Source organism: Pedobacter yulinensis (assembly GCF_003029735.1).
Lineage (GTDB): Bacteria > Bacteroidota > Bacteroidia > Sphingobacteriales > Sphingobacteriaceae > Pedobacter > Pedobacter yulinensis.
This window is the reverse complement of the sequence record NZ_KZ686269.1, coordinates 581,429-606,397: the sequence shown is the minus strand read 5'-3', so window position 1 is coordinate 606,397 and position 24,969 is coordinate 581,429. Positions and strand designations below refer to the sequence as shown.

Genomic DNA, 24,969 nt, shown 5'->3' with positions numbered 1-24,969 from the left:
CTCAGCATCAAAAAAAAGCCGGGCTTTACCCGGCTTTTCTTATTTTAATTTAAAGGTTTTTAGTGATGGATTCGTCCATCGGCTTCACGTTCGACCGGTAACGGTGAACCAGTTCTCCTTTCTCATTGATCAGGAACTTTTCAAAATTCCACTTGATGTCGCCGGTAAAATCTGCATTGGGCTGGGAAGTAAGCCAGGAAAACAGCGGTGAGATATCTGTTCCTTTAACGCTCGACTTTTCTCCGAGCAGGAACGTCACGCCATAGTTCTTTTTGCAAAACGCCTGGATCTCGGAATTGGTACCGAGCTCCTGACCGCCGAAATTACCTGCCGGAAAACCGATCAGTACCAGTTTTTTGCCATATTGTTTATGCAGCTTTTCCAGCTCTTCATATTGCGGCGTAAAACCACACTTCGAAGCGGTATTTACGATCAGGATCTTCTTGCCCTTGAATTTGGCGAGGCTGATCTCTTTTCCATCAATCGATTTAAACTTAAAATCATAAGCGTTCTTTGGCGGCGTAACCAGCAGGCTGAACAGGATCAATAAAGTATTCATCATAGTTTTATCTTTAAAAACGAAATTACACAGAAAAAGGATTTACATATATATAAGGAATGTAAACTTTACAGGATGGCTGCCGCCTGCGGCCCCGGTTTATCTTTGCAGCACTTAGCCCCCTGCCTGAAAGCTACTTACCGGCAGCCACGCTCACCGCTACCCCTCTTTAAACATGATAAAATGACGCAAAACAAGCCCAAAAGCGAATGGTTATTGACCCGGCGATTTTGAATTTAGCGTATTTTATAGTTTTATTTGCAAAAAAACGTTCCGGATGGCGAAGAACTTATTAATTGTAGAATCACCGGCGAAAGCCAAAACGATCGAAGGATACCTCGGCAAGGATTTCCTCGTAAAGTCGAGCTATGGCCACATTCGCGACCTGGTAAAGGGCGATATGGGTATAGACATCAGCAAAGACTTTGCGCAGACTTACGAGGTACCGGCTGACAAGAAACAGGTGGTTACCGAATTAAAAAAGCTTGCTAAAAACGCCGAAATGGTCTGGCTCGCATCCGATGAGGACCGGGAGGGCGAGGCGATCTCCTGGCACCTTTACGAAACCCTGGGCCTGCAGGAAAACCGCACCAAACGTATTGTTTTCCATGAGATCACCAAGCCAGCCATCCTGAAAGCCATCGACAATCCGAGAACCATAGACTACAACCTGGTGTATGCGCAGCAGGCCCGGCGCGTGCTGGACCGCCTGGTTGGTTTTGAACTATCGCCGGTTTTGTGGAAAAAAGTAAAACCCTCACTTTCAGCGGGTCGGGTACAATCTGTCGCGGTGCGCATCATCGTAGAGCGGGAGCGTGAGATCAACAACTTTCGCGCATCCGCTGCCTTCAAAATAACCGCCATTTTTGGCACCGGCACGGGAAAAGAACTGGTCAAAGCAGAGCTGCCGCAACGCTTTGAAACGGCCGCAGATGCGGAGAAATTTCTGGGCGACTGCATCAATGCGAGTTTTGCCATTGCCGCACTCGATACCCGGCCCGCCAAACGCAACCCGGCCCCTCCTTTTACAACATCAACCCTGCAGCAGGAGGCCTCGCGCAAGCTTGGCTATTCGGTATCAAGAACCATGCAGCTGGCCCAGCGTTTATACGAAGCCGGTAAGATCACCTACATGCGTACCGACTCTGTAAATCTGTCAGACACAGCCATTCAGGCTGCCGAGGCTGAGATTCGTTCTGCCTATGGCGACAAGTACCACCAAAGCAGGCGCTACAAAACCAAATCTGCAGGCGCACAGGAGGCTCACGAAGCCATCAGGCCCACCTATTTTGATCAGCATACCGTCGCCGGAGACAATGCCGAGCGGCGCCTGTACGAACTGATCTGGAAACGCGCCATCGCATCGCAGATGAGCGAAGCGCTCTTTGAGAAAACCACCGCACAGATACAGGTAAGCACACGCAATGAACACCTGGTAGCCGAAGGTGAGGTCATGAAGTTCGACGGCTTTTTAAAAGTCTACCTTGAATCGACAGATGACGATGAATCAGAGGACCGTGAAAACAGCAACACACTGCCTCCATTGTCGAAGGGGCAGTCCCTGCAGCTGCGGGAAATGAACGCAACAGAACGTTTTACCCGGCCCCCGGCCCGTTATACAGAGGCCAGCCTGGTGAAAAAACTGGAAGAGCTCGGCATTGGCCGTCCTTCGACCTATGCCCCGACAATTTCTACGATACAAAACCGTGGTTATGTAGTCAAAGAAGACCGCGAAGGCAAGGAAAGGAAATTTCAGACCATGCAGCTTAGCGGGGGGCAGCTGACCAAAATGACCAGAAGTGAGGTTACAGGCGCTGAAAAAGCCAAACTGTTTCCTACAGATATCGGCGAGGTCGTAAATGATTTCCTGGTTGAGCATTTTAAAGGCATTGTCGACTTCAATTTCACGGCAAAAGTGGAAAAAGAATTTGATGAAATTGCCCAGGGATTGAAAGAATGGACAGAAATGCTCCACTCCTTTTATAATCCCTTTCATAACGAAGTAGAAAACACGCTCGAAACCGCTGAGCGCGCCACCGGCGAACGCCTGCTCGGAACAGATCCTGCAACGGGTAAAAATGTCTACACAAAAGTCGGCCGCTTTGGTCCGCTGGTGCAGATCGGTGAAAGCGATGATGAAGAAAAACCAAGGTATGCCAGCCTGCTGAAATCGCAATCTGTCGGAACGATTAGGCTCGAAGAGGCGCTGGAATTGTTCAGGCTTCCGTTCCAGCTTGAAGATTTCGAGGGAAAAGAGGTTTCTGTTGGCGTTGGGCGGTTTGGTCCGTACGTTAAATGGGGCGAAGCCTATATTTCCATCCCGAAAAATGAAGACCCGCTTTCGATTACGCAGGACCGTGCTATTGAAATTATCAATGAAAAAGTAAGTACAGATGCACCGGTAGCGACTTACCAGGACCTGCCCGTTACAAAGGGAAAAGGACGTTTCGGCCCATTCATTAAATGGAACAACCTGTTTATCAATGTGCCAAAGGCTTATAACTTTGACCAGCTGACACAGAAAGATATCAATGAACTCATTGATAAAAAGCTGGAAAAAGAAGCCAACCGGTATATTCAGAACTGGGAGACTGAAAAGATCGCCATTGAAAACGGTCGCTGGGGACCCTTCATCCGTTTCGGAAAGCAGATGCTGAAACTAGGCAATAACCCGGCTACGAAACAAAAGTATACTGCTGAAGAATTGGGCGCGCTGAGCCTGGACGATGTTAAAAAAATGATCGAAAGCCAGGTACCGGATGCTTTTCAGGCCAAGCCCGCAAAAAAGAAAGCGGCTGCAAAAAAGACGACGGCAAAAACCAAGTAATGGCCGCTGCTGTTCTGCGCATAGTTTGTTATGAAAAAAGACCTGCCCGAAAATATTGTAGAAGACATCGCCATGGCTGTCGTTCTCAAGAACGAAACGCCTGAAGCAAAACATTGGACGGTGTACATCATCAACCTGAAAGAAAAGGCGATCAGTAATGTGCTGATTAGTTCGAAAGGGTATGGAGAAAAGGACGGGAAACAGGTTAAAACGTCAGTTTTGCGGCATTTTATCGGCGACATGAAGGCCGCATCTTTTGCCGGGGTCGAGGCCATTGACCCGGCAGTGTTCGGTCTTACCAACGAGTACTGGGTAAGCTATTACATTGATGGTACCATTTACGACAAGAAATTTTACTTTCTCCCCGAGAGTATCATTGAAGAAAACCTGATCCGGATCCCGCTGGTCAACATGCCGGGTGTCATGATTAAATAACGCTTTCGCTCAATCCTGCTGCTTCAGCAGCGCATCTGCTCTAGTAACTTCGCGCCTCGGCATGTATAACGCGCTGGTTTCCAAATCCGGACCGCAGGCATGTTATCGTGTAGTTTGAATCTTTGCATTTCACTTCAAAAAAAACTGTATTTTTCCGACGCCTTTATCATGCATTATGGAAAACACAACCTCCGGATTAACGCCCCGAAAAAAGACCCGCAATCTCATTCTTGCAGGCCTCGCCGTAGTTACGGTCGCCCTTTCTCTGTTCTTTATTTTTAACAAGCCCCGCAAAGACAGTGACGCCAAAGCTTATGAAAAATACATCGAGGCCTACACCTCAGGTACCATATCCAAGAAGAGTTTTATAAGGATACAGCTGGCCGGGAACGTCAAAAACGTGATTACCCCGGGTAAAGCAGATGAACGCAGCCTGATCCGGTTTTCTCCCGCCGTTAGCGGCAAAGTGTACTGGGTCGACGCACGCACGCTCGAGTTCAGGCCGGAAGACGATCTCGAGCCAGGAGAAACTTACCATGCCAGTCTGCAGCTTGATGAGCTTACCGACACAGAGAAAGGACTTGAAGCGTTTGACTTTAGCTTCAAAATCATTAAACCCGGATTTTCAGTTGAAAACCACGGGCTGGTGTCGCAGAACAGCTCGTCAATGGATCTGATGAAGTTAAGTGGCAGCATTACCACGTCAGACACGGAAGAAAGCGCGGCCATTGAACAGCTGCTTCAGGCAAGCGCCGGTAAAAAGTTGAATATCAAATGGAAACACGATCTCTCAGCACGCCAGTCGACGTTTACCATTGACAGTATCAAAAAAACAGCAAGTGAGCAGCAAGTTGAACTGAGCTGGGACGGCGACGCTATCCGGGCCGACCAGGAGGGTGAGACAACGCTGGCCCTGCCAAAGCTCGGTGTCTTCAAGGTACTGGATATCCGGGCGGTTCAGGATGATGAGGATTACGCGCTGGTGCAGTTTTCAGAACCGGTAAATGTAGCACAGGACCTTGCCGGGCTGATTACGCTGGGAACATTTGCAGACCTGCGCTTTACTATAGACGGCAGCCAGGTAAAAGTTTATGCGTCCGAGGCGCTGGAAGGCACGCACATGCTTCAAGTCAGTACAGGCGTTGAAAACATCCGGAACAATCGTGTTGACATGACCAAATCGGCCAGCCTGGTTTTTGAGAACAAACTTCCGCAGGCCATTATAGCGGGCAGCGGCACCATCCTGCCCAATTCAGGAAAGTTGATCTTACCATTTGACGCCGTAAACCTGAGCGCTGTTGATGTAACAATCATTAAAATTTACGAAAACAACATACCACAGTTTTTCCAGGCAAACAATTACAAGGAAGGCAACCAGCTGCGGCGGGTAGCCAGACCGGTTGTCCAGAAAACAATCAGGCTTGACGACGACAAAGCGCTCAACCTGCACAAGAAGAACCGGTTTAACCTGGACCTGGACAAACTATTGAAAACCGAACCGGGCGCCATGTACCGGGTAACCATCGGTTTCAGGAGGGAATACAACCTCTATAAATGCGATGCCGGTACACAGGGATCGGAAGCGTCTGAAAATGAAGATGGCGAATACTATTCAGAAAAGATAGACGAAGACGACGACTTCTGGTCCCGGTACGAAGCCTATTATCCCATGAACTACCGCTGGGATGACCGGGATAACCCCTGTACACCCTCATTTTATACCCGGGAGCGCTTTGCCAGCCGCAACCTGATGGCATCAAACCTTGGTCTTATTGCAAAACGGGGCAATGACAACAGCATGCTGGTGGTGGCTACCGACCTGCTCACTGCCGAGCCGATGAGCGGAGTGGAGTTGGATCTGGTTGACTACCAGAACCAGGTGCTGCTTAAAGGTAAGACCGATGGCGATGGAATGGCCAGTTTCACGCTGACCAGGCGCCCCTTCCTGCTCATTGCCAGGAAGGGCGATGAGCGCGGCTACCTGAAACTGGACGACGGCAATGCCCTGCCCCTGAGCCGCTTCGATGTAGGCGGCGACGTGGTACAAAACGGTGTAAAGGGCTATCTGTATGGGGAACGCGGGGTTTGGCGGCCCGGCGATTCGATTTTCGTATCATTCATCCTTGAAGACAAGTTGAAAAAGCTCCCCGCCCGCTATCCGGTTACGTTCGAATTATACGACGCCCGCGGAAAACTCTATCAAAAGACCGTAGCCGGGCAGTCGCTCAACGGCTTTTATACTTACAAAACAGCAACAGACAATGGCGCACCGACCGGCAACTGGCTCCTTAAAGCCCGGGCAGGCGGCTCGGTCTTCAGCAAAACCATTAAGGTGGAAACGGTCATGCCGAATCGCTTAAAGATCGATTTCAATACCGCCGGCCGCAAGTACCTCCGTTCGGGATCGGCTTCGGCTGCGCAGCTTTCTGCGCGCTGGCTGTTCGGTGCAACAGCCCAAAATCTTAGGGCCACGGTAGATGTGAACCTAAGCACTGCAGCCACGGCATTTAAGGGTTTTGAAGGTTATAGCTTTGACAACCCGACGGTCCGCTTTGAATCGCAGGTAAAAACCATCTTTAATGGCAGGCTGAATGAAAATGGCAGCGCGACCGTGAACACAAACCTCGACGAAAACACGGCGCCGGGCGTACTGAAAGCCAATTTCACCACGAAGGTGTTCGAGCCCGGTGGCAATTTCAGCCTTGATTATTTCAGTATCCCCTACCATGTATACAGCAGTTACCTCGGCATCCGCAGTCCGCAGGGAGATCGCCTCAGCGGCATGCTGGTAACCGGTAAAGACCACCGCATGGACCTGGTAAGCGTAAATACCGACGGCAGACTGCAGGCAGGCAACAAAACCGTTCAGGTTGAGCTCTACAAAGTGCAGTGGCGCTGGTGGTGGGATCAGGACGATGCCTATACTTACGCAAATTTTACGCAAAACCAGTTCAATAAAATTATTCAGAAGACAAATGTTACCCTGATCAACGGCCGCGGCAGCTGGAACCTAAGATTGGACGAACCTGAATGGGGACGGTACCTGATCCTGGTGCGCGATCTCGAAGGCGGACACGTTACCGGCAAGTCTGTGTATGTGGACTGGCCGGGATGGGCACAGCGTGAACAGGCAAACAACCCGACCGAGGCCTCGATGTTGTCTTTCACCGCTAACAAACAGAAATTCAAAGTTGGCGAAGAGGTGGTGCTGACCATTCCGACAGCGAAAGCAGGAAGGGCCCTCATCTCCATTGAAAACGGAAGCCGCGTCATCAAAACATTCTGGACAAAGACCACTGCCGGACAAACGCAGTTCCGTTTCAGGGCCGAAAAAGACATGGCGCCGAACGTCTTTGCAAATGTCTCCCTGCTGCAGCCCCATGCCCAGACGGTTAACGACCTTCCCATACGCATGTACGGTGCTATCCCGCTGCTGATCGAGGATCCGGGCACGATACTTAAACCGCAGCTAAACATGCCAGCGAAGATCAGGCCTGAAACGCCTTCTTCGCTTACAGTGTCCGAGCAGAATGGCAAGGCCATGACCTATACCATTGCTCTTGTAGATGAAGGCTTGCTGGACCTGACGCGGTTTAAAACACCAAATCCGCACGGGGCGTTCTATGCCCGAGAGGGCTTAGGGGTTAAAACCTGGGACTTGTTTGACTATGTATTGGGAGCCTGGGGCGGCAACCTCGAAAGGTTGCTCAGCATTGGCGGCGATGGTACAGCCAACCGCAACCTCAATCCCGCAAAGGCGAACCGTTTCAAACCCGTGGTAAAATTCCTAGGGCCCTTCTACCTGGCCGCTGGCGAGAAAAAAGCGCATAAGTTTACGCTCCCGCCATATATCGGCGCCGTACGTGCCATGGTTGTTGCAGGCCAGGACGGTGCGTACGGGTTTGCTGAAAAATCGGTACAGGTCAAAAAACCATTGATGCTGCTGGCAACCCTGCCGCGCATGGTTGGTCCGGGTGAGCAATTTACGCTGCCTGTCACCGTTTTCGCCACTGAAAACAACCTAAAAAATGTTACCGTTTCTCTGGCAGCCCAGAAACTGAGCGTAAACGGCAAAAACAGCCAGGTACTTTATTATAAGCAACCTGGCGAACAGCAATGTTTCTTTAACATCACTGTTCCCGAAAAAACCGGTATTGCCAGGGTACGGGTTACTGCCCAGAGTGGCGGTGAGCGGTCATTCTATGATGTTGAGATCGACGTACGCAATCCGAACCCATACGTAACGAATGTTCAGGCCGCGACGCTGCAGCCCGGGCAGCGCTGGGAAACCAGCTTTCAGCCGATCGGTACGGCAGGAACCAATTCAGGCGCTGTCGAAGTTTCGACCATTCCGCCGCTTAACCTTGGCAAACGGCTTGGTTACCTGTTACAGTACCCGCACGGCTGCGTTGAGCAGACCACCTCGGCCGTTTTTCCGCAGCTGGTGCTGCACCAACTGAGTCAACTGAGCCAGCAACAGCAGGCGGCGGTGCAGAAAAATGTGAAAGCGGGCGTCAACAAACTGAAAGCCTTCCAGACAGCCGACGGCGGATTTGCCTACTGGCCGAACGAGGCTGCAGCTGACGAATGGGGAACAAATTATGCGGCGCACTTCCTTATCGAAGCCGCGGCCGCGGGATATGAACTTCCTGCCGGCGCAGAAAATGGGTTTATCAAGTACCTGAGAACGAAAGCCGCAGCCTGGGCGCCAAACAGCACCAATTTTTACGGCGGCGATCTCATGCAGGCATATCGTTTATACGTTCTGGCGCTTGCCAGGAAACCCGAAATGGCCGCAATGAACCGCCTGAGGGCCTTCGAATACCTGTCTGTTAGCGCAAAATGGCGCCTGGCTGCCGCTTATAAACTGGCCGGACAGGGAGGCGCAGCCACGCAGCTGATAAAAGGTCTTTCTACAGACATCAAGCCGTATAACCAGCTGTCGGGCACCTATGGCTCTGACCTGCGCGACCAGGCCATGATCCTTGAAACCCTTACCTTGCTGGGTCAGCATGGAAAAGCCGGGCAGATGCTGCAAAGGGTTGCCTCCCGACTGGGTGAAGACAGCTGGTACAGCACGCAGACAACCGCTTACAGCCTGGTTGCCATTGCCAAATTCTGCGGTCAGCATGCCGGCAGCAACCAACTCCGTTACAGTTTCACCACCGATGGGCTGAACGGCAAGGTCGATACAAAAAATTACCTGAACAGCACAGCGCTTACTTTTAAAACCGGCAAGACAACGCTCGTAAATACCGGCAAACGTGTACTTTTCGTACGGCTTATCCTGAGCGGGCAGCCGGCAGCGGGCCAGAACGATTTCCTGCCCAACCGCGAAGAGGTGTTGCAGGCCGCTGTCAGTTACAAACTGCTTAATGGCAAACCCGTCGACCCGGCAAACCTGAAACAGGGAACGGATTTTTTTGCCGAGGTCAGCATTAAAAACCCTGGCGGACGCGGTTTGTATGAACAAATGGCGCTGACGCAGATTTTCCCTTCGGGCTGGGAAATCATCAATGCACGGCTGAACGACAATGAAAGTATCCTGGCTTCCTCGCCTGCCAATTACCAGGACATTCGGGACGACCGGGTGTTTACCTATTTCAACATCCGTGAAGGGGAAACACTCACCTATAAGATTTTACTGAATGCCTCATACCTGGGCCGGTTCTACCTGCCGGCCACGCTTTGCGAAGCCATGTATGACAACAACATCAGTGCAACGGTACCGGGTCAATGGGTCGAAGTTACCAGATAAAAAAATGGCCGGTACGCCTGCAAGGCGCGTACCGGCCTTATATCCTTTCAGATCTCCTCCTGCTTGCGCTGCTTGCCTGGTTCTTGCTGTCCCTGCCGGGCCGGCTATTTATGCAGCCGACCTCATACGTGATTGAGTCAGCCGATGGCCGGCTGCTAAGTGCAGCCATAGCCAGCGACGGGCAATGGCGTTTCCCACTGGCAGACACCGTGCCCGAAAAATTCCTGAAGTGCATTACGGCTTTCGAGGACAAGCGTTTTTCAGACCACCCCGGCGTAGACATTCTGGCTGCAGCACGTGCTTTCAGGCAGAATCTCCGGGCGCGTTCAGTTGTCAGCGGTGGCAGCACACTGAGCATGCAGGTAATCCGGCTATCACGCAGGCAGAACCGCAGCATCGGGCAAAAACTGATTGAAGCAGTACTTGCGCTGCGGCTTGAGCTGCGTTACAACAAAAGCGGCATCATGCGGCTGTACGCTGCCAACGCCCCTTTCGGCACAAACGTGGTCGGCCTGGAAGCCGCAGCCTGGCGTTACTTTGGCCGGCCAGCCGCCAGCCTTTCATGGGGCGAGACTGCAACGCTGGCCGTGCTGCCAAACAGCCCTTCGCTGGTTCACCCGGGCCGAAACATCGTTACCCTGGTGCGCAAGCGCAATGCTCTGCTTGACCGCATGGCCGCCCTCGGCTTTATTGACCGTGAAACAGCCGCTCTTTCCAAACTGGAACCGGTACCTGGCAAGCCCCTGCCCCTCCCGCAGGATGCGCCGCACCTCCTTAACAGGTTCAGGCTGGAAAACAGCGACACGGCCAAGACAAAACTTCTGTCTTCGATAGATTACAACCTGCAGCAGCGGGTCAGTTCACTGCTTAAACGGTACAACAACCGTTACCGGGCCAATGACATCAATAACATTGCCGCACTGGTGCTGAACGTGCAAACCGGAAAAGTACTCAGTTATGTGGGCAACGTGTACCAGCCGCAAGAGCCCGAACTGGAAAGCCATGTTGACATGATCTCGGCCCTGCGCAGCCCTGGTAGCACACTCAAACCTCTGCTCTATGCAAGCATGCTCAGCGAGGGATTTATCCTGCCTCAATCACTCGTTCCGGATGTGCCCACACAAATTTCCGGCTATACACCCCAGAATTACGACCTGGGCTACGACGGCGCCATCGCGGCAGATCAGGCATTGAGCCGCTCACTCAATATTCCCGCCGTGAAGATGTTGCAGCAGTATAAGTATGAGCGTTTTTATAACCAGCTGAAGAAACTGGGCATTACCTCGCTCAACCAGCCGCCAGATCATTACGGGCTGTCGCTGATCCTGGGCGGTGCAGAAGTCAGCATGTGGGAACTGAGCCGCACCTATCTCGGCATGGCGCGCAGCCTGAATCATTTTAACACCTATAATGGGCGGTATGACCCGCACGACTATGACGACCCCTCAATTGCGGCAGATGCGCGCGACAGGCGTTTCGATAAATACGGCCTGCAGCCAGCGGCAGCGCTCGATCACGGCAGCATCTGGGCAACCTTTAATGCCATGGAAGAGCTGATGCGTCCCGGCGAAGAAGGGCTTTGGGAACAGTTTTCGTCTTCAAGGCGGCTGGCCTGGAAAACTGGCACCAGTTTTGGCTTTCGCGATGCCTGGGCCATTGGCATGAGCCCCGACCATGTGGTTTGCGTATGGGTTGGCAATGCCGATGGCGAAGGCCGGCCGGGGCTAACAGGCATTGAGAGCGCTGCTCCCGTATTGTTTGATATATTCAAAATGCTCCCGGCCGGCAAATGGTTCCTCACTCCGCGAACAAAGCTGCATACCATGCGTATTTGTCCCGAAAGCGGCTACAAAGCCGGCGAGTATTGTACAAATGCATCAACGCGACTGGTTCCGCCGGCCGGCGAAAAAACCGGTATTTGCCCCTATCACCGCCTGGTTCACCTGGATGCCACCGGAAATTTCCGCGTAACCGACCGGTGCGAAAGTATAAGCCGGATGCGGCACCAGTCCTGGTTCGTGCTGCCGCCTTCTATGGCCTATTACTACAGCATGAAAAATACCGGCTACCGGCCGCTGCCGCCTTTTCTGCCAGGCTGCACTGAAAATACTGCAGGCGCCATGGAAATGATCTACCCGAAAAACAAAGCCATGATCTATATTCCGCTCGAGCTTGATGGCAACCGCGGCCGTGTGGTCATGAACCTGGCGCACCGCATTCCCGGCAAAAAAGTGTATTGGCACCTTGACGGGCAGTTTGCAGGCACCACACAGTCCTATCACCAGCTCGAAATACTGGCCAGCCCCGGCAAACACAACCTCGCGCTGGTAGACGAAGACGGCGAACGGCTCGAACAAAACTTTACTGTTGCGGCTGCTGACCGCAGGGCAAACTAAAACGCAGCTGACTTGTTGAGCAATAACACTTACCATTACATAAAACAATCCATCCATGACAAATGTAAAAGCCTATGCCGCCGCAGCGGCCGATGCGCCCCTCGCTCCGTTTCGTCTTGACCGCCGCACGGTTGAAACCGATGATGTGGAAATTGAAATTCTGTACTGCGGTGTCTGCCATTCGGATATCCATACCGCCCGCAACGAGTGGCAAAACACCATGTACCCCGTGGTGCCCGGCCACGAGATCGTTGGCCGGGTAACCGGCGCAGGAAGCGGAGTAACCAGGTTTAAGACCGGCGACGTGGTCGGCGTTGGTTGCTTTGTCGATTCCTGCCGTACCTGCAGCAACTGCCGGGACGGGCTCGAGCAATACTGCGAAAACGGGCATTCCCAAACTTACAACTCTTACCTTCAGGATCGGAAAACGATCACTTATGGCGGCTATTCGACCCATATCGTGGTAACACAGGATTTTGTGCTGAAAGTGTCCGAAAACCTGCCCCTGCAGAATGTTGCCCCCCTGCTCTGCGCAGGGATCACGACCTACTCGCCGCTCCGGCACTGGGGCGTAGGCGCAGGACACCGCGTAGCCGTCGTTGGCCTGGGCGGACTTGGCCACATGGCCGTGAAACTGGCAGTGGCCATGGGTGCCGAAGTGACCATGCTGAGCCGCTCTGCCGGCAAAAAGGATGATGCGGAACGCCTGGGCGCTCACCATTTTGCGCTGACTACAGATCAAGAAGGCGTTAAGAAACTTGGCAACCAGTTCGATTTTATCATCGATACGGTCTCAGCAGAACATGATTACAACGTGTACCTGAGCATGCTGAAAACCAACGGCGTCATGGTGCTGCTGGGCGTGCCGCCGGTGCCGGCTGATGTTGCCGCGGCAAACCTGATATTCGGCCGGAAAAGTCTTGTCGGTTCACTGGTTGGGGGCATCAGGGAAACGCAGGAAATGCTTGATTTTTGTGCTGAGCACAACATTGTCTCTGATGTGGAGGTCATCCCGATGGACCGCATCAATGAAGCCTTCGAACGCACCATTGAGGGCGATGTGCGTTACCGCTTCGTGATCGACATGAAAACACTGAAAGATTAAAAAATACCGGCCGGTTTAGCAGCCGGCCGGCTACTGTTTTGTCAGGCTGTAAATATCCCGCTCTCCGCTTTTATACACCTTGGTCAAGGTGATTACCTCACCGCTGAACTGCAGGGCATAATCGCCTGAAAGAATCAGGCTGCCGTCTAAGTTGACCGGCCAGGTGCAGGCATTGCTGAACTTGACCTGGTTAACCGTAAGCAGGAATTTTCCGTTACAAAGCGCAGGATACTGCGGTGTGTCTGTCGACCCCTCCCAGGAATTGCCTGCAAAAGTGAGCGAAACAGCAGCTTTTTTTGTCTGCTGTAAGCCCCGGCGCTCGAATGTGCCTTTGTAGGTGCCAGAAAGCGTTACCTGTTCTTCGGCTGTTTTGTCGCAGGCTGCCAGGCCCATGCAAAACGCAAGCAAAGCAAAGAGCGGCAATCGAAGTCGTTTCATGTGTATGGCTGTTTTTCCAAATATACGCATCTGCCCGCGAATCGCGACAGCGCTAGTCTATAGGTGTTCGCGTTACCTTAAGCCGGCGAACCATGGCTCCGTTTACAAGCAGGTACTGCGCCAGCATGTACGCGCCCATGATCGGGAGCTCTGCTGACGGGAAAGGATGGGCAAATTTCTGGATGGCCAGCAGTGCATCCGATGCCACGAACAGCACCGCACCGGCCAGCCCGAGCCTGAAACTCCCCGCATTAACCCTGCCGTAGCGATTAACAGCCATGACACCCATCCAGGAAATAACAAAAGCGTAAGCGAGCACCGGCAGGCGCATGTTACCCAGGTAGGCATTCAGAAAGATCATGAGCGCGGCACACAGTATGCCGAAACTGGCCAGTGCAGGCATAAAGTAGGGATTCGGCTGGCTGGGGTCTGACAGGTAGTCAAGCCTGAAAGCGCGAATGTAGCACAGGTGACAGATAAGAAATGCAGACAGACCTGCCAGGAAAAACGGATCGCCGGGAAACAGCAGCAAAATGTCGCCGGCAAGCGCGGCAAGCAGCCCCAACAGCATCACTTTTTGAAATCTTCCTTTAAGGCCGGTCTCGACGACCAGCCAGACCAACAGCAACACAACGATCAACGGCTTGGTGCAGGCGCGAAGTGAGTGATTGCCCGTCCAGATGGCTACGAGCTGGGCCATGCCGGTGAGCAGGTATAAAATGTTAAACAGTTTCGTTCTCGACATCTGCTTGGCTATTTTGTTGCGGGCCAAATATAGCGTATCTGAAGCTCCTGCTGAACCACATGTTCAGATTTGCCTGCTGCTAGGTAACACGTTTTTTATCAATAGCCTGTACCCAGGTATCTTTCCTGCACCGTGGGCAGGTACAGGAAACTGCGGGCCCCGTTCTGGTTACATACCCGCAGAAACTGCAGGCGTAATAACCTTCTGTGGTAATTTCCCGGCTTTGCATGCTGTACAGGGCGGGCAACACGGGCAGGCCGAACTGCACCTCCTGATCTTCAAAAAAGTAGACGCTGATGTTGCCCGAAGTTTCCAGGATGGCAAGTTCCACTTGTCCGAGGTGAGAAATGCCGCGTAACCTGAGCTCCGCGAAGAATTCATCCTGCGCCAGGCTTTCTTTCTTAAAATTGCTGATGGCAAATACGCCACGTTCGATCAGGCAGGTGGCGGTACCTTCAAACAGCGCTTCGATACGTTTGCTTCTTCCTGACAGGTAAGCAGACAGTTTGTACGCACTCACGATCACGGTGAACACCACAAACGAAGTCAAAAGACCTACCTCTTTGTAAAACATCGGATCGCCAGCGGCAGAACCCAGGCTGATGATAACAACCAGCTCAAAGACTGAAAGCTGTTTTACACCGCGTTTGCCGAGCATGCGCAGGCCCGAAAAAATCACGATGTACATAACCCCCGTACGTATGATTATCTCAGGAATAAAGTTCCAGTCATGTTCGCCAAAAAGCAAGCCTTCCCAGCCGCCGGGTTCATTTTCCATGTTTCGCCATTTGCTGCCTTATCAAATCCCGGATCGGGCAGTTTTGTTTTAATTTTTTCAACTGCACATCAGCAATTTAAAGTATGCCAGTAAAAAGTGACAAAACAAAATCATTTTTCCCGCGTATTATGGGCACTTTTACAGCATAATGAGCCAAAAAAAAATCCTAGTAGTTGAAGATGATCCTGATATCCTGGAAGTGATCCAGCTTACATTGGAGTCGAAAGACTACCGGGTATTCCCGCTGCTCGATGCCCGCCATACATTACGGGCAGTGGCCGAATTCCAGCCCGACCTGATCATCCTTGACATCATGCTCAGCGGCATGGATGGCCGCGCGGTTTTCCGGGATCTCCGTTCGCGCCCGGAAACCAGGGACATTCCGGTAATGATGACCTCCGCCCGCTACAAGGAAGAGTATATTCATGGCGACCGCATGGAGCCAGATGCCTTCCTGGAAAAACCCTTCGACATCGACAACCTCATTGCCCGCGTCAGAGCGCTTACGGAATAGTGTCAGCCGAAACAAAACCGGTGACCGGTTGTTGTTAGCTCATACCCCTCACCTCAAATGACAAACAAGACAATTCTCGCAGTGCTTTTTGCACTGATCTCTTTTTCTGTGAAAGCACAGCAGCCCGAATCAGGCCGTACGGATAAACTTTATACCATGAGCGGCCTTGGTTTTACCTTTCCAATCGGGGAAACTGCAGATTACCTGGGACCGAAATTTTCGACGACCATTGGCCTGAACATCGGCCTGGGCGAGGGTGGCCTTTTCCTGTACCCCGAAGTGAGCCTCCATGCTTACTCATTCAACGGGCAGGTCATTGACCCGGGTTACAATTACACCGTACAGGACGGCAGGTCAACGACTTATCTGCTGAACCTGGCGCTGGGCTACCGGAAAATGGTCGATAAATTTGCCTTTTATGGTTTCGCCGGCGGCGGCGGCGGTTTTATTCTCAGTCCTCGCGCAACCGTGAACACGGCCAGCAGCACCATAAACATGGAAAGTAAAACCAATTGGAACGGCATTGCGGAGGCCGGAGCCGGTATGGAATACAACATCGGGGGAGCAAACCTTTTTATTCAGGCCGCCTACATGCGTGGTTTCAGCAAATTTGAAGGTAAGGTCTTTCAGTCGGTGCCGGTAACGGTGGGCATCAAACCAAATCTAAGCAAGCTACTTAATAAATTGTCCGGCAAATAGTTATATCAATTTTCTAAATCACAAAACTAAGTAAGATCCCCGCAAGCACAATCAGCGGCGGACTCACCCTGGTATTGTTCAGCAGGAAAAAAGTAGCCAGCATCATACCAATGGAAAGCCAGCTGAAACGCATGGGCAGTACCATAAGCAGGAATGCCGCCACAATAAAACCTACACTCACGGCATTGATTCCCGCAAGTGAATGCCGGATGCGGCTTATCTTTTTTAACTGATCCCAGAACGGAACGATGAACAGGATGAGGATCAGGCCCGGAAGGTTAATACCAATTACCCCGACCAGCCCTCCCAGGACCTGCCCGCCCGGACCATAGCCGAAATTCTTCATGCTTAACGCACCCAGATAACTGCTGAACGAAAACGTCGGTCCCGGCAAGGCCTGCTGAAGCGCATATCCCGAGAGGAATTCGCCGCCCTGCAGGTAGTGTTTCATCTGCACAAACTCGGTAAACATGAGCGGTACCAGCACCTGGCCGCCGCCAAATACAAAAATACCATTGCGGTAAAAATTCTCAAGCAGACGAATGGGTAAGCTGAATGGCGAGGTTGTATTGATCAGCGCCCCAAGCAGGGCAAATAGCAGCAGCACGCCGATAAAATAGAACAGTTTACGTGGGTTAATGTTCGAGAACAGCCTGACCCGAAGCTCGGTCTCTTCACGTGGCGTTTCGACCGCCGAAGAAATAACGCCTCCGATCAGGATAGCCAATGGAAAAACGTAGGCATTGCGCAGCACCAGTGTGGCAATAACGGCACCTATGGCCAGGAACACCGAGACCTGCGAGGCCAGGATCTTGCGAGACAGGTTCACGGCTGCAAAAGCAACGATCCCAAGCGCGATTGGTTGGATGAATTCCAGCGCTTCCAGGAAGCGTTCTTTCTGATCGAGCATGGAATAACTGACCGCAGCAAAAGTCATAATCGCGGCAGAAGGCAGGATCCAGATGATGAAGGTAATTAACGCAAGACGCAATCTGCCAACCTTATAAGCAATTCCTACCAGCGTTTGCGTGGAGGCCGGCCCGGGCAGAACCTGCGAAAGAGCGTTCAGTTCCAGCAACTCCTCTTCGGTTATGAAATGGCTGTTCTTGACAAAGTACTTCAGGAGGAGCGCCAGGTGTGCCTGTGCCCCGCCAAATGAGGTGAACGTAAAGAAAATTACGTTGCGAATAAATAACAGCTGTCTTTTTGCCAAAGGTTTTGTAGAAACACGAGTCAAGTTACAACATTATCCTGGAAACGGGAAGGTATGACACCGTTAATAATCATCGTCATCATCCATTCCCGATGCGCTGTTGTAAGCGCCCTGCAGCTCTGAAAGTGCATGCATGTCGCGTTTTTTCCTAGCCTCGTCCATCCCCTTCCGGTAAATTTCCAGCGCCTGCTCGGTCTGCCCCGTCTTTTCGTACAGCTTGCCCAGGTGGTAGTAAGTACCTACGTAACCCGCATGGTCGCGAACCAGCCTCAGGTAGTAGTCAAAGGCTTTTTCAGTTTCCTGCCTGCTGTTGTATTCGGTGGCCAGCGCATAGAGTACAAACGGGTCGTTTGGTTCGGTTTCTAAAAACTCCAGCAACTTCGAGATTCGGTCTGTCGACATTTTAATTACGTGCTTTTTTAAGTAGATTTGCAAAAAGACCTTATATATATGAAAATATTAGTATGTATCAGTAACGTGCCCGACACGACCACAAAAATAACTTTTACAGACAATAATACACAATTCAATACAGCCGGCGTTCAGTACATTCTTAATCCATACGACGAGATTGCCCTCGCCCGTGCCATTGAACTTTGCGAAGGCGGAAAAGGCACGGTAACGGTAGTTAATGTCGGAGAAAGCAGCACCGAGCCTACCATCAGGAAAGCTCTGGCCATTGGCGCCGATGATGCTGTCAGGATCAATGCCGCTCCGCGTGATGCCTGGTTCGTTGCCAGCCAGATCGCCGCGTATGCAAAAGAGCAAAACTTTGACCTGATTCTTACCGGTCGGGAATCGATCGATTATAATGGTGCTCAGGTAGCTGCGATGGTTGCAGAGATCCTTGACGTTCCATCTGTATCAATTATCAAAAAACTCGATCTAGATGGAACAAGCGCAACGCTCGAGCGTGAAATCGAGGGCGGCAAAGAGGTGATCAGCATTGACGGGGCTTTCGTTGCCAGTTGTGCAGAAGGCGTGGCAGAACCCAAGATCCCGAACATGAGGGGTATTATGTCTGCACGTACAAAACCGCTGGTTGTTGTCGAAGCGCAGGCGGTACCCGAGCTGAGCAAGATTGTCAGCTATGAAACACCGGCGCCGCGCGGCGCAGTGAAACAGATCCCTGCCGACCAGCCGGAGCAGCTGATCGCGCTGCTGCACAGCGAAGCGAAAGTGATCTAATTTGTCAACAAATCCATTTTACAACCCTTAAACCCTCGTGGGAAATAAAGATATATGTCAGTTTTAGTATATGTTGAGCATGCCGATGGCAAATTTAAAAAATCCGGTTTTGAGGCGGTTGCTTATGCAAAAGCAATAGCAGACCAGCTGGGCACTTCCCTGGCGGCCATTTCAATCGGCAACGTAACCGAAGAAGAGCTGGGTTCACTGAGCCGATATGGTGCTTCCAGAATATTAAATGTTGGTTCTGAGCAACTGAAAACATTTGTAAACCAGGCTTACGCAAGCGTAATTGCAGCTGCTGCAGCAAAGGAAGGCGCAGACGTGGTCGTTCTTTCCAATTCTTTTTCAGGCAAAGGCCTGGCGCCGCGTATTGCAGTAAAACTGCAGGCGGGCCTGGTTGACGGGGCGGTCGAACTTCCTGACACATCGGGCAGTTTCCGCGTTAAAAAAACAGCTTTCTCTGGTAAGGCTTTTGCCGTAACAGAGATTACCGCGGCGAAAAAAGTGATTGCGCTTAATCCCAATGCGTTTGGCGTAAAAGAGCAGCCGGTCGATGTGCAGGTTGAGGCCTTCCAGCCCGAAATCCGCGGGAACGACCTGAAAACGGTAATCAAAGACATCGTACGGGCTACAGATAAAATTTCATTACCAGACGCCGAGCGCGTTGTCTCAGGCGGCCGTGGCCTGAAAGGTCCCGAAAACTGGGGTATGATCGAAGAACTGGCCGGACTGCTCGGCGCAGCAACCGCCTGCTCCAAGCCCGTATCAGATGCCGACTGGCGTCCGCACTCAGAACACGTTGGGCAGACCGGTATTGCCATCCGCCCGAACCTTTACATTGCTATAGGCATATCAGGCGCCATCCAGCACCTGGCCGGCGTAAGCTCTTCGAAGGTAATCGTAGTGATCAACAAAGACCCGGAAGCGCCGTTCTTCAAAGTTGCCGATTACGGCATTGTCGGCGATGCTTTTGAAATAGTTCCCAAACTGATTGAAGCCCTGAAGGCACATAAAGCTTAATCACCGCACGTTGCAATGGTGTGTGCCCGCAAGGCCGCACCTTTGCCATACCATCATCAATGAAAAAAGTAAAACTAGATATTGTTGGCCTCTCTTACAGCCAGACACAATCAGGAGCGTATGCGCTGGTACTTGGAGAGGTTACGGGAAGAAGGCGGCTGCCCATTATCATCGGTGCCTTCGAGGCCCAGGCCATAGCGATAGAAATCGAAAAAATGACGCCGAGCAGGCCGCTCACGCACGACCTCTTCAAGTCGTTTGCCCTGACCTTCGAAATAACCATCCAGGAAGTCATTATTTACAACCTGGTCGATGGCGTTTTTTATGCAAAACTCGTTTGTGCAGACAGCGCCGGGCAGGTAAAAGAAATCGACGCCAGAACCTCAGACGCCATTGCGCTGGCTGTTCGCTTCAGTGCAGCAATTTACACCTATGAATTTATTCTGGCCTCGGCAGGGATTGTTATTGAAAGCAACGATTTCCTGTTCCTGGAAAACATCGATGCAATCGTCAAGGATCCTGAAGCCGAGACCATACCACTGTCGGGTGCCCGTGAAAGTTCTTTTGCACAGCTTAGCGTAGAGGAACTGCAGCAGAAGCTACAGGAAGCACTGGCAGAAGAAGCTTACGAAAAGGCCGCCCGTATTCGTGATGAGATCAATAAACGTGGTACTTCCTGACCGCTAAGTAAAATTGAACAGCTGTTTCCGCGACAAACTTGATAATAAAGCCTGCGTAAGCGGGCTTATTGCTTCGTTTCCATTGCATCTATCCGGACAAAAAACGATTTTAATTCCGATTCCATCATTTTTTTCTCATTTTAGACCATGAATACCCTCATCCCTGACTGACTGTTATTCACCAAACAAAGATTATGAACGTTAAGTTGCGCCTGATTGTGATGAATTTTTTCCAATTTTTCATCTGGGGGGCTTGGTTATTGACCATTGGCGCGTATTGGTTTCAAAACAAGCAATGGTCGGGATCTGAATTCGGCATTATTTTTTCAACCATGGGAATCTCGGCGATCTTTATGCCTGCGCTGACCGGGATCATCGCCGACAGGTTTATCAATGCTGAGAAACTATATGGCGTATTGCATATACTGGGAGCACTAAGCCTGTTCTCCCTGCCGCTCGTAGATGATCCGGTTACATTTTTCTGGGTCATGCTGGTCAATATGATTTTTTATATGCCCACCCTTTCCCTTTCTATTACCGTCGCTTACTCGGCGCTGAAATCTGCAGGCCGCGATGTTGTTAAAGATTATCCGCCCATCCGCATCTGGGGAACGATCGGCTTTATTGCCGCGCTGTGGACCGTCAGCCTGTCTGAGAACGAGACCTCTTCCAACCAGTTCTACATAGCAGGCGCAATTGCAGTCGCATTGGGGCTCTACGCCTTTACACTGCCTAAATGTCCGCCCTTGTGGACAAAAACCGGCAGCAAAAGTATGGTCGATGTAATGGGACTCAATGCCTTTACGCTGTTCAGGCAGAGCAAGTTTGCGGTGTTTTTCCTGTTTTCTTTGTTTTTGGGTGCAGCACTGCAACTTACCAATGCGTACGGTGATACTTTCCTGCATGACTTCAAAAACGTGCCTGCTTATGCCAATACGGTAGCGGTCAGGTATCCAGCCATCATCATGTCCATATCTCAAATATCTGAGACGCTGTTTATCCTGGCCATTCCTTTCTTTCTGCGCCGGTTCGGTATCAAATACGTCATGCTGTTCAGCATGCTGGCCTGGGTACTGCGTTTCGGCCTGTTCGCTTATGGCAATCCGGCAGACGGTCTTTGGATGATTATCATGTCCTGCATCATTTATGGAATGGCTTTCGATTTTTTCAATATCTCGGGATCCCTATTTGTTGAAACGCAGACCGAACCCCGGATCCGGGCCAGCGCACAAGGTTTGTTCATGATGATGGTGAACGGTTTCGGCGCCTTGTTCGGCAGCTTTGCCAGCGGCTACATCATTGAACATTTTTATACCCTTCCGGACCAGACAAAAGACTGGACCGGCATATGGACGGCCTTCGCCGCCTATGCCCTGGTGCTGGCCATTATATTCCCCTTTGTTTTCCGGTATAAGCACAACGCAGCTGTAATCAAAGCCATTCAACATTAAACCAATCAGCCACTAACATTACAAGTCCCTATGTCAGGAGGAAACTACCGGAAAGAACACAACTGCCTCAACTGCGGAGATCATATCGAAAAACGCTACTGCAGCAATTGCGGCCAGGCGAACCTTGAACTCAAGGAGCCTTTCTGGCATTTCGTGAGCCACAGCATCGGGCATTACTTTCATTTTGACAGCAAGTTTTTTCAGACCCTTGTACCCCTGCTTACCAAACCCGGGCAGGTTACGCTCGATTACATAGCGGGCAAACGTGCCAGGTACCTGCCGCCGGTGAGCATGTATATTTTTGTTTCAATCGTCTATTTCCTCGTTGTTCCGCACGCGAAAAACCAGACACAGACAAAAAGCCAGAAAAAAACCGATCAGCAGGTTGCCCAGGAGACACGCAAACTGCAGCAGCAGATGCAGCAGGTAAAAGACTCGGTTAACATTCCTGGCCTGCCTGCCGGTGCACTTGTAGACATTGGAATGAACCGGGTTTATGAACAGCTGGACAGGAAAAAATTCAGGAAATTAAGCTTCAGACAGCAGGCAGAGGTAATCAGAGACCTGGAAGCAAAAAACAAGGCTACAGGTAGCGATTCGCTGGCGCGCATCATTCGTGCGTATAAACGTGACCACATCACCAAAGAAGACAGTACGTACCAGTCTTACCTGGCACGGCAGAGCCGGCTTCCAGAGTCTGAGCGCGATGACTGGCTGGAGCGTTTCCAGACAAAAAAAGACATCAAGATCAGGGCTAAAACCGGTCCGGAATGGACCATTGAAAAAGAACTCGATAAATACCGTCCTAAACAGTACTTTCTGCTCATGCCATTGCTGGCGTTTTTTATTATGCTGAATTTCAGGAAGAACCACATTTATTACCTGGACCACCTGATTTTTACCATCCACGGCATGATCGTGTTTTTCATCGTGCAGATCATCGCCGTGCCGGTCCAGCATTATATTTTCGGCGCAGGATCGACCGTTAGCCAAATCATCGGTCTGCTGGTCTTTGCAGGCATGGTCTGGTACCTGTACGAAGGGCTGCGGAAGTTTTACAACCGTTCGCGTGGCCAGACCATCAAAAAGGTGATTACAGTGATGCTCTTGTATAACGCCAGCCTGATCATTACAGAAGCACTTATTGCAGCGATATTGGAATATACCGTAACCTGATAAACGCCAAAATTTTTGCCCATAAAAAAAAGCAGGACCCTCGTCCTGCTTTTTTTTATATCGCCTTGCCCTGGCTATCCGCGTGAGCTGATGGGAACGAATTCCCGGTCTTTGTGTCCTACGTAGATCTGGCGCGGCCTGTTGATGGGTTCTTTGTTCTCGTGCATTTCTTTCCATTGCGCAATCCAGCCTGGAAGGCGTCCCAGTGCAAATAAAACAGTAAACATCTCAGACGGGAAACCGAGAGCGCGGTAAATAATGCCCGAATAGAAATCCACGTTGGGGTAAAGTTTGCGATCAATGAAGTATTGATCGGTCAGTGCAGCTTCTTCCAGTTTTTTCGCGATTTCAAGAACCGGATCATCGATGCCCAGGTTCTCTAAAATATCATCGCAAGCTTTTTTGATGATCTTAGCGCGTGGGTCGAAATTTTTGTACACCCGGTGGCCAAAGCCCATCATCCGGAAAGGGTCATTTTTATCTTTTGCTTTGTTGATCCATTTTTCAGTATCTCCTCCATCTTCCTTAATCAGCTCAAGCATTTCAATCACGGCCTGGTTGGCTCCGCCGTGAAGCGGTCCCCAAAGGGCGGCGATGCCGGCAGATATAGACGCATAGAGGTTACAGTCAGAGGACCCGACCATGCGCACGGTCGATGCTGAACAGTTCTGCTCGTGGTCTGCGTGAAGAATCAGCAGCTTATTCATGGCACTGACCACGACCGGGTTTACCTCATAATCTTCAGTACGCTGCCCAAAAGTCATCCAGAGGTAATTGGTCACATAATCGTATTTGTTTTTTGGGTAAATCAGCGGGTGCCCGAGTGATTTTTTGTAAATAAACGCCACGAGCGTCGTCATTTTTGCCATCAGTTTAATGATGGTCAGGTCTTTCTCTTCAGGCGTTTGGTGCGATTTAAGGCATTCCGGGTAAAAGGTAGACAGTGAACAGACCAGGGAAATCAACTGCGCCATCGGATGTGACTTGGACGGGTAACCGTCAAAGAACTTTTTCATGTCTTCATGGATCAGCGTGTGCATGCTGATATCGTTCTGAAACTTGTCAAGTTCAGCCTGTTTAGGCAGGTCGCCGTAGATAAGCAGGTAAGCCACCTCAAGAAAGCTTGACTTTTCTGCCAGTTCTTCAATTGCATAACCGCGGTATTTCAGGATGCCCTCCTCGCCATCGAGAAAAGTGACGGCGCTTTTTGTAGACCCCGTATTTTTATAACCCGTATCGAGCGTGATAAAACCAGTTTGATCCCGCAATTTTGCGATATCGATGGCTTTCTCATTCTCGCTACCTGTAATAACCGGCAATTCTATGGTCTTCCCGTCAACTTTGATTTCTGCAATATCTGACATGTGATTTTAATTATTTATATGATATAAAAGTAGTTAAATACACCTTAAAGGTGACTCTTTTGGTGTTAATTTCGTGTTAATACGGCTATTTAGCTTTAATTTCTTCTAAAATGTTACCGCACTCCAGCATCTCATCTCCATAATATGGGTTCTGGATTTTTTCATCAGAAGACAGCCAGTCGCCCCCATCGCCGTTATTGGCCATGGGACAATGCTGGACATAGATTTTTCCGGTCACCAGCGTGGCGTTCTTGAACAAGCCAATCATGTCTTCGCTCAACGATGTAAAGTGCTTGCGCTGTTCGGCCAGTGTTTTGGCCTCAGAAATTTTTGCATTCAGGGACTGAGCGGTCTCACACCCGGCTATTGGTTTGAGTTCGGGTTGAAGTCCGACAGACGCCTCGCGCGCGGCTTCAAAATTTGAGCTCACCAGCGCATCTTTCAACCTAATGTATTGTGTGTAGGCGTTTTGTACCTGGATGTCTTTCATTTTCACAGGCACCTCTGCCACAGGCACTGTATTTTCTTTTTTCTCTGTATGGGCATCTGCATGTTCTTGTTTGCTGTTGCCACAGGCAAAAATAGCCAGGCATGAAGCAAACATCAGTAATTTTCTCATT

At 50.9% G+C, this 24,969-nt stretch carries 20 protein-coding genes; 12 read left to right on the top strand and 8 right to left on the bottom strand.

The window, feature by feature from the left end; all coding sequences use genetic code 11:
• Positions 1-49: 49 nt before the first annotated feature.
• Positions 50-559: a glutathione peroxidase gene (locus C7T94_RS09990; RefSeq protein ID WP_107216051.1), complete on the bottom strand. Its 510-nt coding sequence runs from the start codon at positions 557-559 to the stop codon at positions 50-52.
• Between the two features lie 277 nt (positions 560-836).
• On the opposite strand from C7T94_RS09990, the gene topA reads away from it, so the two are divergent.
• The 5 genes from topA to C7T94_RS09965 all read left to right on the top strand — a co-directional run bounded on the left by topA (position 837) and on the right by C7T94_RS09965 (position 13,080).
• Complete coding sequence (gene topA / locus C7T94_RS09985; RefSeq protein WP_107215206.1) at positions 837-3,386, top strand: type I DNA topoisomerase; 2,550 nt, start codon at positions 837-839, stop codon at positions 3,384-3,386.
• A gap of 30 nt (positions 3,387-3,416) precedes the next feature.
• Entirely contained in the window at positions 3,417-3,821 is a 405-nt protein-coding gene (locus tag C7T94_RS09980) for a hypothetical protein (protein ID WP_107215205.1), read from the top strand.
• A 175-nt stretch (positions 3,822-3,996) separates the two neighbouring features.
• Positions 3,997-9,579: an alpha-2-macroglobulin family protein gene (locus tag C7T94_RS09975; protein WP_107215204.1), complete on the top strand. Its 5,583-nt coding sequence runs from the start codon at positions 3,997-3,999 to the stop codon at positions 9,577-9,579.
• Complete coding sequence (gene pbpC, locus C7T94_RS09970; protein WP_107215203.1) at positions 9,558-11,975, top strand: penicillin-binding protein 1C; 2,418 nt, start codon at positions 9,558-9,560, stop codon at positions 11,973-11,975. Before C7T94_RS09975 ends, pbpC begins: the two co-directional genes overlap by 22 nt.
• 55 nt (positions 11,976-12,030) lie before the next feature.
• Positions 12,031-13,080 (top strand): NAD(P)-dependent alcohol dehydrogenase, encoded by a 1,050-nt coding sequence (locus C7T94_RS09965; protein WP_107215202.1) that lies wholly within the window; start codon positions 12,031-12,033, stop codon positions 13,078-13,080.
• A 30-nt stretch (positions 13,081-13,110) separates the two neighbouring features.
• Here the strand turns inward: C7T94_RS09965 and C7T94_RS09960 are convergent, their stop codons facing one another.
• The 3 genes from C7T94_RS09960 to C7T94_RS09950 all read right to left on the bottom strand — a co-directional run bounded on the left by C7T94_RS09960 (position 13,111) and on the right by C7T94_RS09950 (position 15,041).
• Positions 13,111-13,518: a hypothetical protein gene (locus C7T94_RS09960; protein ID WP_162618643.1), complete on the bottom strand. Its 408-nt coding sequence runs from the start codon at positions 13,516-13,518 to the stop codon at positions 13,111-13,113.
• 52 nt (positions 13,519-13,570) lie between these two features.
• Complete coding sequence (locus C7T94_RS09955) at positions 13,571-14,263, bottom strand: lysoplasmalogenase (protein ID WP_107215200.1); 693 nt, start codon at positions 14,261-14,263, stop codon at positions 13,571-13,573.
• 79 nt (positions 14,264-14,342) lie between these two features.
• Positions 14,343-15,041 (bottom strand): DUF421 domain-containing protein, encoded by a 699-nt coding sequence (locus tag C7T94_RS09950; protein ID WP_204353258.1) that lies wholly within the window; start codon positions 15,039-15,041, stop codon positions 14,343-14,345.
• A 148-nt stretch (positions 15,042-15,189) separates the two neighbouring features.
• Between C7T94_RS09950 and C7T94_RS09945 the strand changes: the two genes are divergently transcribed.
• Positions 15,190-15,555 (top strand): response regulator transcription factor, encoded by a 366-nt coding sequence (locus C7T94_RS09945; protein ID WP_107215199.1) that lies wholly within the window; start codon positions 15,190-15,192, stop codon positions 15,553-15,555.
• Positions 15,556-15,612: 57 nt separating this feature from the next.
• A complete protein-coding gene (locus C7T94_RS09940; protein WP_107215198.1) occupies positions 15,613-16,254 on the top strand; it encodes an autotransporter outer membrane beta-barrel domain-containing protein in 642 nt (213 codons plus the stop codon).
• A gap of 13 nt (positions 16,255-16,267) precedes the next feature.
• Here the strand turns inward: C7T94_RS09940 and chrA are convergent, their stop codons facing one another.
• Positions 16,268-17,467, bottom strand: a complete 1,200-nt coding sequence (chrA, locus tag C7T94_RS09935) for a chromate efflux transporter (protein ID WP_239494978.1) — start codon at positions 17,465-17,467, stop codon at positions 16,268-16,270.
• A 63-nt stretch (positions 17,468-17,530) separates the two neighbouring features.
• Complete coding sequence (locus C7T94_RS09930) at positions 17,531-17,869, bottom strand: tetratricopeptide repeat protein (RefSeq protein ID WP_107215197.1); 339 nt, start codon at positions 17,867-17,869, stop codon at positions 17,531-17,533.
• A 48-nt stretch (positions 17,870-17,917) separates the two neighbouring features.
• On the opposite strand from C7T94_RS09930, the gene C7T94_RS09925 reads away from it, so the two are divergent.
• The 5 genes from C7T94_RS09925 to C7T94_RS09905 all read left to right on the top strand — a co-directional run bounded on the left by C7T94_RS09925 (position 17,918) and on the right by C7T94_RS09905 (position 22,985).
• The gene (locus C7T94_RS09925; RefSeq protein ID WP_107215196.1) at positions 17,918-18,655 is read left to right on the top strand and encodes an electron transfer flavoprotein subunit beta/FixA family protein; all 738 of its coding nucleotides are present in this window, start codon (positions 17,918-17,920) and stop codon (positions 18,653-18,655) included.
• Positions 18,656-18,709: 54 nt separating this feature from the next.
• Positions 18,710-19,678, top strand: coding sequence for an electron transfer flavoprotein subunit alpha/FixB family protein (locus C7T94_RS09920; protein WP_107215195.1), 969 nt, complete (start codon positions 18,710-18,712; stop codon positions 19,676-19,678).
• Between the two features lie 59 nt (positions 19,679-19,737).
• Entirely contained in the window at positions 19,738-20,358 is a 621-nt protein-coding gene (locus C7T94_RS09915; protein WP_107215194.1) for a bifunctional nuclease family protein, read from the top strand.
• Between the two features lie 194 nt (positions 20,359-20,552).
• The gene (locus tag C7T94_RS09910; RefSeq protein WP_107215193.1) at positions 20,553-21,809 is read left to right on the top strand and encodes a nucleoside permease; all 1,257 of its coding nucleotides are present in this window, start codon (positions 20,553-20,555) and stop codon (positions 21,807-21,809) included.
• Between the two features lie 30 nt (positions 21,810-21,839).
• Positions 21,840-22,985: a DUF3667 domain-containing protein gene (locus C7T94_RS09905; RefSeq protein ID WP_107215192.1), complete on the top strand. Its 1,146-nt coding sequence runs from the start codon at positions 21,840-21,842 to the stop codon at positions 22,983-22,985.
• 74 nt (positions 22,986-23,059) lie between these two features.
• Here the strand turns inward: C7T94_RS09905 and C7T94_RS09900 are convergent, their stop codons facing one another.
• Both C7T94_RS09900 and C7T94_RS09895 read right to left on the bottom strand, forming a co-directional pair.
• Complete coding sequence (locus tag C7T94_RS09900) at positions 23,060-24,349, bottom strand: citrate synthase (RefSeq protein WP_107215191.1); 1,290 nt, start codon at positions 24,347-24,349, stop codon at positions 23,060-23,062.
• Positions 24,350-24,434: 85 nt separating this feature from the next.
• Entirely contained in the window at positions 24,435-24,968 is a 534-nt protein-coding gene (locus C7T94_RS09895) for a DUF3347 domain-containing protein (protein ID WP_107215190.1), read from the bottom strand.
• Position 24,969 lies beyond the last annotated feature (1 nt).